The 13,958-nt window shown below is 73.1% G+C and carries 12 protein-coding genes; 2 read left to right on the top strand and 10 right to left on the bottom strand.

The genetic code is table 11. The features are described from left to right. Positions 1-172: 172 nt before the first annotated feature. From ACZ7DL_RS34255 to ACZ7DL_RS34235, 5 genes are all read right to left on the bottom strand, one after another. A complete protein-coding gene (locus ACZ7DL_RS34255; RefSeq protein WP_470780244.1) occupies positions 173-595 on the bottom strand; it encodes an acyl-CoA thioesterase in 423 nt (140 codons plus the stop codon). A 52-nt stretch (positions 596-647) separates the two neighbouring features. Next, positions 648-1,268: a hypothetical protein gene (locus ACZ7DL_RS34250; protein ID WP_470780242.1), complete on the bottom strand. Its 621-nt coding sequence runs from the start codon at positions 1,266-1,268 to the stop codon at positions 648-650. A gap of 84 nt (positions 1,269-1,352) precedes the next feature. Then, positions 1,353-1,952, bottom strand: a complete 600-nt coding sequence (locus tag ACZ7DL_RS34245) for a histidine phosphatase family protein (protein ID WP_470780240.1) — start codon at positions 1,950-1,952, stop codon at positions 1,353-1,355. Between the two features lie 112 nt (positions 1,953-2,064). Further along, entirely contained in the window at positions 2,065-3,996 is a 1,932-nt protein-coding gene (locus ACZ7DL_RS34240) for a trypsin-like serine peptidase (protein ID WP_470780238.1), read from the bottom strand. 158 nt (positions 3,997-4,154) lie between these two features. Then, positions 4,155-5,363, bottom strand: coding sequence for a pyridoxal phosphate-dependent aminotransferase (locus ACZ7DL_RS34235; RefSeq protein ID WP_470780236.1), 1,209 nt, complete (start codon positions 5,361-5,363; stop codon positions 4,155-4,157). An 81-nt stretch (positions 5,364-5,444) separates the two neighbouring features. On the opposite strand from ACZ7DL_RS34235, the gene ACZ7DL_RS34230 reads away from it, so the two are divergent. Further along, on the top strand, positions 5,445-6,071 hold the full coding sequence (locus ACZ7DL_RS34230; protein WP_470780234.1) for a winged helix-turn-helix transcriptional regulator: 627 nt from the start codon (positions 5,445-5,447) through the stop codon (positions 6,069-6,071). A gap of 95 nt (positions 6,072-6,166) precedes the next feature. Here ACZ7DL_RS34230 and ACZ7DL_RS34225 read toward each other — a convergent pair whose 3' ends face one another. Genes ACZ7DL_RS34225 through ACZ7DL_RS34215 form a run of 3 tightly spaced genes read right to left on the bottom strand, consistent with a single transcriptional unit; the run spans position 6,167 to position 9,766 of the window. Continuing rightward, complete coding sequence (locus ACZ7DL_RS34225) at positions 6,167-6,949, bottom strand: hypothetical protein (RefSeq protein ID WP_470780232.1); 783 nt, start codon at positions 6,947-6,949, stop codon at positions 6,167-6,169. Further along, entirely contained in the window at positions 6,949-8,211 is a 1,263-nt protein-coding gene (locus ACZ7DL_RS34220) for a VWA domain-containing protein (protein WP_470780231.1), read from the bottom strand. The genes ACZ7DL_RS34225 and ACZ7DL_RS34220 overlap by 1 nt, the downstream gene beginning before the upstream one ends. Before the next feature lie 16 nt (positions 8,212-8,227). Next, entirely contained in the window at positions 8,228-9,766 is a 1,539-nt protein-coding gene (locus ACZ7DL_RS34215) for an IucA/IucC family protein (RefSeq protein WP_470780262.1), read from the bottom strand. 128 nt (positions 9,767-9,894) lie between these two features. Here ACZ7DL_RS34215 and ACZ7DL_RS34210 point away from each other — a divergent pair, with 128 nt between their 5' ends. Further along, the gene (locus ACZ7DL_RS34210) at positions 9,895-11,394 is read left to right on the top strand and encodes an IucA/IucC family protein (protein ID WP_470780260.1); all 1,500 of its coding nucleotides are present in this window, start codon (positions 9,895-9,897) and stop codon (positions 11,392-11,394) included. A gap of 11 nt (positions 11,395-11,405) precedes the next feature. Here ACZ7DL_RS34210 and ACZ7DL_RS34205 read toward each other — a convergent pair whose 3' ends face one another. After that, positions 11,406-12,182 (bottom strand): CAP domain-containing protein, encoded by a 777-nt coding sequence (locus tag ACZ7DL_RS34205; protein ID WP_470780229.1) that lies wholly within the window; start codon positions 12,180-12,182, stop codon positions 11,406-11,408. A 442-nt stretch (positions 12,183-12,624) separates the two neighbouring features. Then, positions 12,625-13,896 carry a crotonyl-CoA carboxylase/reductase gene (gene ccrA, locus ACZ7DL_RS34200; RefSeq protein WP_470780227.1) on the bottom strand — a complete coding sequence of 424 codons (1,272 nt, stop codon included), beginning with the start codon at positions 13,894-13,896 and terminating at the stop codon, positions 12,625-12,627. Between the last annotated feature and the right edge of the window lie 62 nt (positions 13,897-13,958).

Below are 13,958 nucleotides of genomic sequence, written 5' to 3'. Positions count from 1 at the left end.
TACGTGGCCCGCGAGATCTACCAAGCCCTGCTCACATCCAGAAAGCAAGCCCCGGCACCAGTCCCCGCCGGTTGACATCCATAGGGGCATCAAACCCGCCGTCCGCTACGAAGCAACCGTGCTGGTCGCAGCCATCAACGAGTGGCTGTGACCAGCACTTTCACAACGCGCCCTAGAGGCCGAGCAGGTCGAGGTCCGTCGCCAGCTCCTTGAAGACCTCCCGCGGATCGGCGACCAGCTTGCGCTCCTGGAGCTTCAGCATGCCGCCCACCGCGGTGACCTCGGCCGCCAGGGTGCCGTCCGTCTTGCGTATCTCCTGCCGGATCCGGAAGGTCTTGCCGTCGCCCCACTCGAACACGCAGGTCACGTCGACCTCGTCACCGGCGAGCAGTTCCCGCAGGTAGCGGATGTTCGTCTCCAGCGCCACCGGACCCACGCCCTGGCCGATGATCCGGGCCTGGCTGATCCCGGCCGTCTGGAGCAGCGACCAGCGGGCGTGCTCCGCGTAGTTGAGATACACCGCCTGGTTGAGATGTCCCTGTACGTCGGTCTCGTAGCCGCGGACGGTCACGCGGACGGAAAACGGGTTGGCCACTGCTTGCCCTTCTCGCGTCGTGTTCTCCGGTCGACCGATCTTGACACGCCGGTCACACCCGGCGGGGCGAGGCGAGCAGATAGCGTGCTCTCGACCGTGGCTCGGTGTACTCGCCCGTCTGCCAGCCGGCCCGCTCCAGCGTGGCGGCACAGGCCGCCAGCGTCTCCGCGTCCGGCGCGTACACCGCGACCGCCTCCGGCTGCGGGGTCGCCCGGACCCGGTACCCGTCCGCGTCCCCGCCCGCCGGACGGTGCCCGGCCGCCTCCAGCGCCAGCGCCGCGGCCCGCACCAGATGCGTCCGCTCCCACCCGCACGGCCGGTCCACGGCGCCGTCGGGATGCGTCATCCGGCGCAGCTCCAGCAACCCCTGCCAGGCGCTGTGCACCTCGCGCCGCCGGGCCGGGCCGGACGCGGGCGGCTCTTCCTCGCCGCCGACCCGGGCCGCGAACACCCCCGTGTCCGGCGCCGGCTCCACCGGTGTCTCGGGCACCGCCTCACGTATCCGACGGCCCGCCGGGGTGAGGAAGTGGTCGTGCGGCGGCCGCGGGTGCCGGAAGGCCAGCCCCCGCTTCACCAGCGCCGCGAGCTGGGTCTCCGTACCGCGCAGCCGGCCGGTGACCGGGTCGGCGGCCTCGATCATCCGCCGCTGCGCGGCGGTCGGCGGTCGGGTCACGGCACGCTCCTTCCGGCGCCGTCGCGCGGGACCGCCAGGCGGCGGCCCGTTCGCAGCGTACGGCCCGGGTCTGACAACGCCCCGCTACTCCTGCGGCCGGATGTTCCACCCCGCCACCACCGGCCGCCCGTGCTCCGTGCCGAGGCGGCACAGCGTCCCCGTCGCGAGCTGGAAGAGCGCCCCGTGCTGGGGCGCGAGGCCCAGGCGGCGGGCGGTGAGGACCCGGAGGAAGTGGCCGTGGGCGATCAGCACGACGACGCCCTCGGCGTTGGCGAGCGCGGCGTCCGCCTTGGCCAGCATCCGGTCGGCGCGCTCGCCGACCTGCTCCGGGGTCTCGCCCGGGTGGTCCGGTGGCCCGGGCGCGACACCGTCCGTGAAGAGGAACCAGCCGGGCCGGCTGCGCTGGATCTCCGGGGTGGTCACGCCCTCGTAGCCGCCGTAGTCCCACTCGCGCAGGTCGGCGTCGACGCGCGCGTCCGGGAGCCCGATGAGCTGCGCGGTCTCCCGCGCCCGCTGCCGGGGGCTGACGAAGGCCGCCCCGATCCGGTGCGAGCGGATCAGCGGGACCAGCCGGCGTGCCTCCTCGCGCCCGTGCTCGGTGAGGGGGACGTCGGTGGAGCCGGTGTGCCGCCCGGACCGCGACCACTCGGTCTCACCGTGCCGGACGAGAAAGAGGTCACCCATGACGGCACGGTGTCACAGGGCCGCAGCCGCCCGCAGGACGGACTGCGCCAGACGGCTCCCCGGTCGCGCGCCGACGGCGTCCAGGTGGGCGGGGGACGTATCTGTCGTGCGGTCAGGTGCCGGGGTGGACCAGCGTGTACTCGGTGCCGAGGGCCTTGGCGCCGGTGTCGGCGTACAGGGTGGTCTCCCCGTCCGACCAGCGCACGACGAGGTCGTCGGCGGTACGGCCGTGGCGGAAGCCGCCGGCCGTCAGCACCTGCGCGTGCTGCCAGGAGCTGTTCGGGCCGCGCACCCGCGACCTGGCGCCGAGCCCCGCCACCGAGGTGTCCGGGTAGGTGTCGAGCGCGCCGTCCGCCCAGCGCACGAGCAGGTCCCCGGTGGCCGTTCCGCCGAAGTCGCCGCCGGCCAGCAGGGCGGTCCTGGTCCAGGTGCCGTTCGCCGCGAGGAGCCGCGTGCCGGTGCCGAAGCCGCCGGCCCCCACCCCGGCGTACAGGGTGAGTGCCCCGTCGGCCCAGCGGACCAGCAGTCCGGTGCCCTGGCCGTCCTGGAACGCCCCGGAAGTGAACTGGACGGCGTTCTTCCACGCGGAGCCGGCCGGCGCCATCCGGATCTCCCGGCCCAGCCCGGAGGGGCCGGGCTGCGGGTAGAGCGTGACCTCGCCGTCGGACCACCGCACCAGCAGGCCGGACCGGTCGCCGCCGGTGAAGGTGCCGCCGGTCACGGTCCGGGCGTGCGTCCAGGTGGAGTTGGCCTGCCGCAGCCGCTTCTCGGCGCCGAAGCCGCCCTTGCCGTCGCCGGGATGCAGGGTGACCCCGCCGTCGGACCAGACCACGAGCAGATCGCCGCGCAGGTCGCCGGTGTAGTCGCCGGAGGTTATGAGCGCGGCCTTGCGCCAGCGTGCGGCGCCGCCCGGCAGGGTGCCCTTCAGGCCCCGGTACGGGGGCAGATCGGTGGGCGGGGCCTGGTCGGCGACGGCGTTCGCGAGGAGGTTCGCGGCGTCGGCGCCGAAGGCCGTGCCGTAGCTGATGTAGTCGACGTTGGCGTCGTTGCCGCCGCCGTTGTAGCCGCCGAGGTTGCCGATGACGTGCCCGGTGCGGGCGTCGTCCTTGTAGTCGGTGATCCACGGGCTGCCGGACACTCCGCCGTAGTAGCCGCCGCAGGTCATCGACAGCTGCCGGTAGCCGCGGAGCTGCTTCGTCGGGACCGTGCACTTGACGGCGCGTCCGGCGCTGTTGTGCCGGTGGGAGGGGTAGCCGACGACGGTGACCTTCCGGTGGGTGTAGCCGGAGGGCCGGGTGAAGGTCAGTCCGCCGCCCACCGCGTCCTGGAGGGACTTGCCGCGCTGGTTGGCCGAGACCCGGGCGAAGGCCGTGTCCAGGTCGGACCATGGCTTCTTGGTGGTCGTCGAGCCCCGGTCGGGCACGTATCGCGGGTCGATGAAGACGCGCTGGATGTGGAAGATGCCGTACGGCTGCCGGTCCGGGGCCGCGCCTTTGACGAACTTCGGGACGAAGATGTAGTCGCTCTTCATGTTCAGCGCGCAGTGGGCCGCGGTGAGGACGATGTTCCGGGCCGGAGTGTCGATCACGCTGCCGGTGCAGTGCCAGGTGGTGCCGCTCGGTCCGTCGGAGCCGAAGAACGTTCCCACCAGCCGGGTGCCCTTGAACAGGGTGCCCTTCGGCCGGGCCGCCGCGGCGGCCGAAGCGCCCGGCCCCGACGGCAGCTGCCGTTCCGCGTCCAGCGGCCGGGCGCCGGCCATGCGCTCCGCGGTCCAGAACCGCGCGGCCTGCCGCGCTTCCTGCCCGGCCGAGGCCCCGGAGGGCGTGGACGACCCGGAGGACGTCGGTGACCCGGCGGGATCGTCCGACCCGGACGGCGCGGCGGGCGCGGGCGGTGTGGGTGATCCCGGCACCTCGGACACCCCGGGCGCCTCGGATACCCCGGATGTCCCGGGCGCCTCGGCGCGGGCGGCCGGCGCCGCGAGTGCGAGCAGCGCCGCGCACAGCACGGCGACGGCCGTACGGCGTTGTCCGTACGAGAACACTGATGCTCCCCCTGGTCATCGGCTGGAACCGGACCGGGGACGGCGGTGCGGCGCTGGTCGGACGCGCACCGGCGGCCGGTGTGCCCGCCCCGCCTCGCGCGGGGCCCCGGTCGTTGCCGGATGATCTTCGCACGAATGAGCGAAACGGGCTACACGGACTACTGCCGGTACCCGCTCAGGAAGCGTCCGATCCGGCCGATCGCCGCCTCCAGGTCGTCCGCGTGCGGCAGGGTCAGGATGCGGAAGTGGTCGGGGGACGGCCAGTTGAAGCCGGTGCCCTGGACCACCTGGATCTTCTCGCGCAGCAGCAGGTCCAGGACGAACTTCTCGTCGTCGTGGATGCGGTGCACCTTGGGATCGATACGCGGGAACGCGTACAGCGCGCCCTTGGGCTTGACGCAGGAGACGCCCGGGATCTCGTTCAGCTTCTCCCAGGCCACGTTCCGCTGTTCGTGCAACCGGCCGCCCGGCAGGGTCAGTTCCCGGATGGACTGGCGTCCGCCGAGCGCGGCCTGGATGGCGTACTGTGCGGGCGCGTTGGCGCACAGCCGCATGGAGGCCAGCATGGTCAGGCCCTCCAGGTAGTCCTTGGCGTGCTGCTTCGGGCCGGTGACCACCAGCCAGCCGGACCGGAAGCCCGCCACCCGGTAGGTCTTGGACAGCCCGCAGAAGGTGAGGACGACCAGGTCGGGAGCGAGGGCCGCGGCCGAGTGGTGCACGGCGTCGTCGTACAGGATCTGGTCGTAGATCTCGTCGGCGAAGACCATCAGGCCGTGCCGGCGGGCGAGATCGAGGATGCCCTCCACGACCTCCTTCGGGTACACGGCGCCGGTCGGGTTGTTCGGGTTGATGATGACCACGGCCTTGGTGCGATCCGTGATCTTCGACGCCATGTCGGCCAGATCCGGGGTCCAGTCGGCCTGTTCGTCGCACAGGTAGTGGACGGCCTTGCCGCCGGCCAGGGTGGTGACGGCCGTCCAGAGGGGGAAGTCCGGGGCGGGGATCAGGACCTCGTCGCCGTCCTCGACCAGCGCCTGGACCGCCATGGAGACCAGCTCCGAGACGCCGTTGCCCAAGTAGACGTCGTCCACGTCGACTTCGAGGCCCAGGCTCTGGTAGCGCTGGGCGACCGCGCGGCGGGCGGAGAGGACGCCGCGGGAGTCCGTGTAGCCGTGCGCCCGCGGCAGCATCCGGATCATGTCCTGGAGGATCTCCTCCGGCGCCTCGAAGCCGAAGGCCGCGGGGTTGCCGGTGTTCAGGCGCAGCACGCTGTGCCCCGCCTCCTCCAGCGCGTTGGCGTGCTCGATCACCGGGCCGCGGATCTCGTAGCACACCTCGCTGAGCTTGTTGGACTGCCGGAACTCCATGCGCCCCTCCGGAAACTCGTGTTACTTGGTTTTACCAAGTGAAAGCTTGGAAAGTCCAACAACGCGTCTAGACTGCGTCGCATGTCACCTCGCCGAAGCTACGACCAGTACTGCTCCGCAGCCCGCGCCCTCGACCTCGTCGGCGACCGCTGGACCCTGCTGATCGTCCGGGAGTTGCTCGCCGGCCCGCGCCGTTACACGGACCTGCATGCCGATCTGCCCGGCGTGAGCACGGACGTACTCGCCTCCCGGCTGAAGGACATGGAACGGGACGGCCTGACGACCCGACGACGGCTTCCCCCGCCGGGTGCGGCGTACGTGTACGAACTCACCGACCGCGGACGTGAGTTGCTGCCTGTACTTCAGGCGCTGGGGAAGTGGGGCGAGGCCGAGCTGGGGGAGCGGCGGCCCACCGACGCGGTGCGCGCACACTGGTTCGCACTGCCGCTGCTGCGGGCGCTCGAGGGGCAGGGCACCGTCGAAGTGCGGCTGGAGGAAGGGGAGTTCCATCTGTACGTCGGCGCCGAGAGCGGGCCGGTGTACGGTGACGGGCCCGCGCCCGGCGAGGCCGACGCCCGCCTGGTGATGGACGCGGCGACCTGTGAGGCCATCGCCCGGGGGGAGACGGGCCTGCCGGACGCGGTACGGGACGGACGGGTGACGGTGACCGGCGACGGCACGCTCGCCAAGGCGCTGCGGGAGGCATGAGGGCGAGCCGTGCCCCGAACCTCGTCCTTCCGCCCGACCGAGTCCGGTGGGCGGGTGGGCGCCTGAGAAGGCCCGCCGGCAGGCGGGCCTTCACGCTACACCGGCCGTCCGGATCCCCGGGTCAGCGCATAGCCCCCGATCCCGGCGAGCGCGGCCAGCACGGCACCGATCCCGGTCCACACCCACCGGTCGGACCACCAGCCGGAGGACCAGCCGTCGTCCGAGCCGAAGCTGGACAGCACGGCCGCCTTCGAACCGCCCTCGCCCTGCTCGGACTTGACGGCGATGCCGGGGACGAGCGGCTTGCCCAGCGAGCCGTCCACCGCGGCCGCGCCGCCGATGTCCTTGGAGTCGACGCGCACCTCGGCGCTCACCGGCTGCCCGAGGTCGGCGGCGCCGAGGTCCACGACCGTCAGCCGCAGGTAGTACGTGCCCGGCAGCGGGTCGTTTGCCCACGGCTCCGACCAGCCGCGCACGGTACGCAGCACACAGGCCAGCTCGACCGAGGAGGCGCCCTGCGCGGCGGTACGGGTCGCCGCCCCGTACTGGCAGGACTGGCGGCGCCGCAGTCCGTCGTACACGTCGAGCTGCCAGGTCTGCGCGCCGTGCGTGGCAGGGAGCTTCACCGTCGCCTCGACGGTGGGCCGCTGCCCGGTGTCCGCCGGGAACGACCAGTACAGGTAGTCGCCGGTGGAGCCGGAGGCGGTGGCCTGCTGCCCCTGCTCGATCTCCGTGGCCGTACGGAAGGAGGTGCCCGCCCGGGTGGGTGCCTTGTCGTCGCCGGAGGCGCTCGGGGAGGGCGAGGAGTCGGCGGCGGCCGGTCCGGCGGCCAGCCCCAGCGCCAGCAGTGCGGCGCCGAACACACGGGTGATACGCATCAGTTCGTCCTCCAGACGGCGACCCGCCAGCGTGACAGCCAGCCCCACAGCAGACCGGCCAGGAAGCCGATCAGCACCAGCGCGCCGAGCAGCCACCAGCCACGGCCGAGACCGAAGGCGGCCACGTCGTGGTGGCCCGACGGCCCGTCCACGACGTCGACGGTCAGCTCCAGCGGCAGGCCGGGCGTGGTCTTGACGCCCGCCGCGGCCGAGAAGGAGCTGGTGACCTGGAGGCACACCGTCTCGGCGGTCGCCGTGTCGTCGTCGCTGTCCGGCCTCGGATAGCGCAGACCCGTGGAGATGACGTCCGTACGGCCGGTACCGGCGGCCTCGCCGCGGACGATCTCCCGCCCGTGCACCGTCACCGCCCGCAGCAGCACGCCGTAGTCCGGGTCGACGGCCCGGTCGTCCGCCACGCTCACCGCGGCGCGCAGCTCCTGGCCGGGCTCGACGTCGACCTTGTACCAGCGCTGCCGGCCGAACTCCGCCCGGTCGGTGTACAGGCCGGACTTCAGGGCCGGTGCCTTCTCACACCGGTCGGCGCCCTCGGTGGCCACCGGCGTGACCACCGGATCCGCGGCCCGGTCGACCAACTCCCCGACCCGGTCGCTCAGTTCCTCCTTGTGCCGCACGTCGGTGTAGGTGCCGCCGGTCGCGTCCGCGATGCAGCTGAGCTGGTCGCGGGTCTTGGCGTCCGGCACCAGTCCGAGGGTGTCGATGGTCAGCCCGATGCCCTTGGCGGCTATCTCCCGGGCCACCTCGCACGGGTCGAGCGGCTGGCAGGTGTCCTCGCCGTCACTGATCAGCACGATACGGCGGGTACCGGAGCCGCCGTCCAGGTCGTCCGCCGCCTTCAGCAGCGCGGGCCCGATCGGCGTCCAGCCGGTCGGTGCCAGCGTGGCCACGGCCGTCTTCGCGTCGGTCCGGTTCAGCGGGCCGACCGGGTAGAGCTGTGCGGTGTCCTTGCAGCCCTCCTTGCGGTCGTTGCCGCGGTAGTTGGCGCCGAGTGTGCGGATGCCGAGCTGGACCTCCTCCGGGGTCGCGTCGAGCACCTCGTTGAACGCCTGCTTCGCCGCGGCCATCCGGGTCCCGCCGTCGATGTCCCGGGCACGCATGGAACCGCTGACGTCCAGCACGAGTTCGACCTTGGGAGCGGCCTGCTCCGTCTCGTCGGCGACCGCTCCGGCGGGACACGCGATCCCGGCCGTCAAGGCGGCGAGCAGAGCGCAGACTCCCGCCGCCAGCCGTTGTCTTCTGATCATCGCCGGATCCTATTGATCAGACGTGCCGCGCTCCAAAACGAACGAACGGATTCGGCAGAGACGCCCACTGGTCGCCGGGTGTCGTCGGGGACAGTCTCATCAGGGTCAGTGCCTTGGCCGGCAGCGGTTCGTGGCGGAGGGCCATGAGGTCATGGGAGTCCCGGAGGTCCACAGCGGCTGCGGACAGGGCCGTGGCCAGTGCCGGGCCGGAGCCTGCCGTGCCGGCCAGGGCTCCGGCGACCAGGGAGCCGAAGAGTTTGCGGCGCAGGGTGGTGTCGTCGTCGCTGATCAGGCGGCCGGTGAGGGCGGGCGGGGTGATGCCGTGACGGGTCAGCCGGGCGGGGCTGATCCGGATGTCGGCCAGGTCGCGGTAGACCAGGCGCCGGGGAGTGCCGTCGGCCGCCAGGACGACCAGCAGGTTCTGGCCGTGGGCCTCCAGGGCCACGCCGAGGTCGAGCACGCGCAGGCCCACCGTGAGCGCCAGCCGGGTGAACGCGGCCAGCCAGCCGGGGGATTCGGGCAGGGACGTGGTGGCGAGCGCGGCCACCGGGAGGACCTGCTCACCCGGTCCCGCGTACACCTGCGGCGACTCCCGCAGCAGCGCGGCCACGTCGGGGGAGTGGGCCGTGACCGCCCCCAGCGTGCGGGTGATGTGCAGCAGACCGTCCGTGCGCGCCACCAGTTCCTCGGCGAGGGACGACAGCGCCGCCGCGGACTCCACCGAGTACGGCGAGATGGTCCGCACCGACGACGTCAGCCGGGCGCTGAGCGCGGTCTTCACATGCGGGCCGTCGGGCAGCGCCAGGGTGCGCAGGGACATCAGCGGACGGGCGGGGCGCCAGACGTCGTACGAACGCTGCAGCACGTGAGCGGCCTGCCAGGGGTGCACCGGCACCAACAGCCGCTCGCCGTCCCGCAGTTCCGTCGGCCAGTCCCCGGACACCAGGCACTGGTCCACCGGCACCGGCACCGTGCCCAGCTCCACCACCGGCCCGTGCTCGGGGCCGTACGCCAGCTGGTCCGCCGCCGAGAAACCGGGCCGCGAACGGCAGTTGGGATGGAACGGATGCCCGTCGACCACCCGCCGCTCCCACTCCCAGTCCTTCCCCCAGCCTTCGGCCGGAGGGACCCCCACCGGCCACTCCTTCGGGTGATCCGCGCCGGCCCGGGACAGCGCCAGCGAGGCCACGCTGTCCGCCAGCTCCGCCGCGAAGGCGGCTGCGTGCGGCACGCGGAGGGCGCTCATCAGGCGCGCCGGATCGTCGTAGGCTTCCTGGCCGAGGCGGACCGCGGTGACGTACGCGCGCGTGGCGTACGGATCCGCGTGCGGCCCGTGCAGCGTCCGGCCGTCGGCCAGGCGCAGGGCGAGGCCGTGCGCCCCGCGCACCCGGCCGGCGACCCACGGCAGCGGCTCATGGGCCAGCGCCCGCCACAGCCGGGTCAGCACAGCGGCGCGGGCACCCGGCAGTTCCGCCGAGTACCGGGGCAGCAGGCCGGGCCGGACGGCGGCCAGCTCCTCGGCGATCCGGGCCTCGGCGGTGGGGGGACGGTGCACGGTCGGCTCCTCGGGTACACGGCGCACGGCACGATTGTCGGGGACGACAGACATACTGATCACGACCGGTCGCCGGCCGGCGCACCGGGTGCGCGCAGCAGGCGGCGGGCCGCATGAACGACGAACGAATGGAACGCGTGGACCACACACCCCCCACCGGTGAGGCCGGCCGCCGCGCCGACGGGTACGCGGCAGCCCCCCTGCTCAACTGCCTGCTGCGGGAGGTGGCCGAGCCGCTCCCGGAGGACGGGGACCACCGGGTCCACCGGCTGCCGGACGGCCGGCTGCTGCGGGTGCGCGCCGGGCGGCGCCCCACGGACCCCGAGGTCTACACGGCCGGGTCCTGGCACCGCATCGGCCACCCGGAGCTGGTCAAACTGGTCGCCGAGGAGCTGCGCCGGCACACCGGGCTGCCCGGCGGCGACCTGCCCGCCGAGATGATCGACAGCCGGGACGCGGTCGCCGCCCTGCTCAGCGCCCGCGCACGGGCGACGGCGCCGAAGGACCCGTATCTGCGCTCCGAGCAGTCCCTGCTCACCGGCCATCCGTACCACCCCGCCCCCAAGGCGCGCGGCGGCGGCCCGGTCGCGTCCTGGCTGCCGTACGCCCCCGAGGCGCACGCCCGCTTCCCGCTGGTGCTGCTCGGCGTCCGGGAGGACCAGATGGCCGAGGAGGGCGACACCCGCGCCCTGGACGCCCTCGGCACGGCCCCGCCCGGCTACCGGCTGCTGCCCGCCCACCCCTGGCAGCTCGACCTGACCGCCCGCGACCTCGCCCCCGCGTTCGCCGACGGCCGGCTGCTGCGGCTCGGCACGACCGCGGGCGACACCTGGCCCACGGCGGCGATCCGGACGGTGTACGAGCCCGGGCGCGATCTGTTCCTGAAGTTCAGCCTGGACGTCCGCATCACCAACGACATCCGCCGGCTGTGGCGCCACGACCTGCGCCGGCTGCGCCGTACCGACACCGCCGCCGGGTGCGCCTTCGCGGCGATGGGCCCGCCCGCGGCCTGGCTGAGCGACCGCGGCTACCGCACGGCGGTGTTCGCCTTCGAGGAGCTGGCCGTGCTCGTCCGGGACGGCCTGCGCGGCCACCTCCTGCCGGGTGCCACCCCGCTGCTCGCGGCCGGCCTCGCCGAGGGCTTCGACGGCAGCCCGCTGGCCGCCACGGCCGATCCGGCGGGCTGGTGGCAGGCGTATCTGCGGCAGGTCGTGCCGCCCGCCCTGACCGCGTTCGACGGCCACGGGGTGGTCCTGGAGGCCCACCTCCAGAACACCCTCGTCGCCGTGGACGCGTCCGGAACGCCCGTGCAGGCCCTGTTCCGGGACGCGGAGGGCGCCAAGCTGCTCCCGGACGTCTCCCGGGCGGCCGGCTGGGAGCGGCTGGTCTACTGCCTGGTCGTCAACCACCTGACCGAGATCGCCGGCGCCCTCGCCGACCACCACCCCGGCTTCGACCCGTGGCCCGCCGTCCGACGCGAACTCGCCCGGCACGACCTGCCCGAGATCCCCGCCCTGCTCACCGCGCCCACCCTGCCCGGCAAGACCAACCTGCTGCTGCGCTGGACCGGCGCGGACGGCGCGGACGCCCGCTATCTGCCCCTGCCGAACCCGCTGGCCGGCACCTGACCCGGCTCAGGTCAGCGGGCGGTGCCGAAGTCCTGGGTCCAGTAGCTGCCGGGCTGCGCGAGACCGACGCCGATCTCCTTGAACCCGCAGTTGAGGATGTTGGCCCGGTGGCCCGGGCTGGACATCCAGCCCGCCATGACCTCCTCCGGGGTGGTGTAGCCGTAGGCGACGTTCTCCCCGTAGCTGCTCCAGGCGTAGCCGGCGGCGGTGATGCGGTCGCCCGGGGCGGAGCCGTCGGAACCGGTGTGGGACATGGTCTGGTGGGCCGCCATGTCCGCGCTGTGGGCCTGCGCGGCCTTGGTGAGCGCCGAGTTGAGGGTGAGCGGCTGGCATCCGGCCTTGGCGCGTTCGGCGTTGACGAGCTGGACGATCCGCGTGCTGACCGTGGACGCCGTGGCGGTGGGCTTCGGGGTGCTCGGCGCGGCAGGGGCCGTGGACGCGGCGGCGGTGGCCTTGGGGGTGCTGGGCGCGGGCTTGGGGGGCGTGGGCGTCGGCGCGGTCGTGTGGGGTGCGGCCGGCTTCGTCGCGCTGGGGTGAGCGGGGGCCGCGGGCGTCGGCGCCGCGCTGGTCCAGGGCGCGCGGGGGGCGTCACCGTTGCGGTGGTGATGCCGGTGGCCGTGGTGCCACGGCGCCGTGGGCGTGCTCGTCGCGGCGACGTACGGCTGGTCGCCCGTGCCGTAGGGCCAGTCGGAGCAGGCCAGGGCCACGGACGGTACGCCCACGGCGCCGATGGCGACGGCGGCGACGACTATGCGCCGGTAGTGCTGCGTCTTGCGGTGCTTGCCCATGCGTGGAACCTCACTCGGTGATCGCCGGGCGCTCATTCTCAGGACGGCTTCACGGGGAGCGCAAAGGGCTCTTCTACTACCTTGCTTCGTAGCTCCGGGCGCCTCTTGCCAGGCGGCTGCTTTGCTGTCGACTTCGCGTCCGCGACGTTTGCTGAGGGCTGCCGCACCGTCAGGAGAGCGGCACGCGCGGCGGATGCGGGCAGGTGCCGAGCGAGCGGCGAGCCCGCACGCGAACGGCCACCCGCACCCCCCTCAAGCCGGACAAATCCTATTTGTCGACAGGGTGGTGTCTACTACCGCGCCCGGCTAGTAGCCGACCTGCGCGTGAGGGATGTCACATCGCATCGCCGATGCGGCGTGGAAGACACCCGGGCGGGTGGAGATGCGGCCGGGCATGACCGGACCGGACTCCATCCCGCCCGTGGTGCGGCGGACGTGCCGCTCAGGCCGAGGCGAGTGCGGCGAGCGTGGACTCCAGGTCGCGCAGTCCGGGGCGGGGCGCGTTGACCAGGACGGCCATGTTGCCCGGCGGGTGGGCGTTGTCGTGCATGAGCTGGTGGGCCAGGCCCACCTCGGCCAGATCGCCGCACCACGACAGGCACGGGTCCAGCCGGCCCGATCCGACCAGTTCGGTCACCTCACGGCACTCGCGCGAATTGGCGTAGTGCGAGCCCTGGAGCCGCTTCTGCCGCATCCAGAAGTGCCGCAGGTCGGTGTCGGCGTTGTAGCCGCTGGTGCCGCCGCAGATCACCACCATGCCACCCGAGTCGCACACGTACATCGAGGTCGGGATGGTGTCCTGACCCACGTGCTCCAGCACGATGCGCGGCGACCGGCGCTCGCCGAGGATGTCCCAGATACGGCGGCCGAAGGCGCGCGCGCCGTGCGTCCAGCGTGCCATCGCCTCATCGTCCGTGGTGTCGGGCAACCGGCCCCAGTGGTCGAACTCCTTGCGGTTGATGACGCCCGCGGCGCCCAGCCGCATGCAGTGCTCGGCGCGGGCGTCGTCGGAGATGACCGCGATCGGGACGCCACCGTACATCCGGACGATCTGGATGGCCATGGAGCCGAGGCCGCCCGCGCCGCCCCAGATGAGCACCGGGTCGCCGGGCTGTACGACGTGCGGGGGCCAGCCGCGCAGCTGCCGGTAGGCCGTCACGCCGGTCAGCATGAAGCAGGCCGCCTCTTCCCACGTGAGGTTCGCGGGCTTGGGGTGGCACTGGTACTCGTCGACGACGGTGAACTGCGCGAAGGAGCCGTAGTTGTTCTCGTAGCCCCACACGGCCTGCGTCGAGGAGAGGACCGGGTCGGCGCCCAGCCTGATGTCGGCGGCCGTCTCGTCCCACTGGAGCCCGGACAGCACGACCTCGGAGCCGACCCGGACGTCGCGGACGCCCTCGCCGACCGCCCACACCACGCCGGCGCCTTCCGACCCGCCGATGTGGAAACCGCTCTGGTCGCCGGCCTTCGCGCGGGCGGCTATGACGTCGAGCGGGTAACCGAGCGCCGACCAGACGTTGTTGTAGTTGATCCCGGCGGCCATCATGAGCACCAGGACCTGGCCGCGGCCCACCTCGGGCACCGGCAGTCGTTCGATTTCGAAAGCGCTGCTCGGCGGTCCGTACCGCTCCGGGCGGATCACCGAGGCGTACATCTGCTCGGGCACGCTGCCCAGGGGCGGAAGTTCGCCCAGTTCGTAGACCGACTTCACCATCACCGGCATCCTTTCCAGTAACCCGCCTCCGCTGAACACGGGGACGATCAGTCGGGCGCACC

This window comes from Streptomyces sp. NPDC036984 (assembly GCF_055607665.1).
Note: the sequence above shows the minus strand (reverse complement) of the source record. Positions and strands in the feature narration are given on the sequence as shown.

Bases quoted from the DNA above. Each gene is read 5' to 3' on its own strand.
- ACZ7DL_RS34220 (WP_470780231.1), bottom strand. From the start codon at position 8,211: ATGATCAGAAGACAACGGCTGGCGGCGGGAGTCTGCGCTCTGCTCGCC.
- ACZ7DL_RS34235 (WP_470780236.1), bottom strand. From the start codon at position 5,363: ATGGAGTTCCGGCAGTCCAACAAGCTCAGCGAGGTGTGCTACGAGATC.
- ACZ7DL_RS34230 (WP_470780234.1), top strand. From the start codon at position 5,445: ATGTCACCTCGCCGAAGCTACGACCAGTACTGCTCCGCAGCCCGCGCC.
- ACZ7DL_RS34225 (WP_470780232.1), bottom strand. From the start codon at position 6,949: ATGCGTATCACCCGTGTGTTCGGCGCCGCACTGCTGGCGCTGGGGCTG.
- ACZ7DL_RS34245 (WP_470780240.1), bottom strand. From the start codon at position 1,952: ATGGGTGACCTCTTTCTCGTCCGGCACGGTGAGACCGAGTGGTCGCGG.
- ccrA (WP_470780227.1), bottom strand. From the start codon at position 13,896: ATGGTGAAGTCGGTCTACGAACTGGGCGAACTTCCGCCCCTGGGCAGC.
- ACZ7DL_RS34210 (WP_470780260.1), top strand. From the start codon at position 9,895: ATGGAACGCGTGGACCACACACCCCCCACCGGTGAGGCCGGCCGCCGC.
- ACZ7DL_RS34205 (WP_470780229.1), bottom strand. From the start codon at position 12,182: ATGGGCAAGCACCGCAAGACGCAGCACTACCGGCGCATAGTCGTCGCC.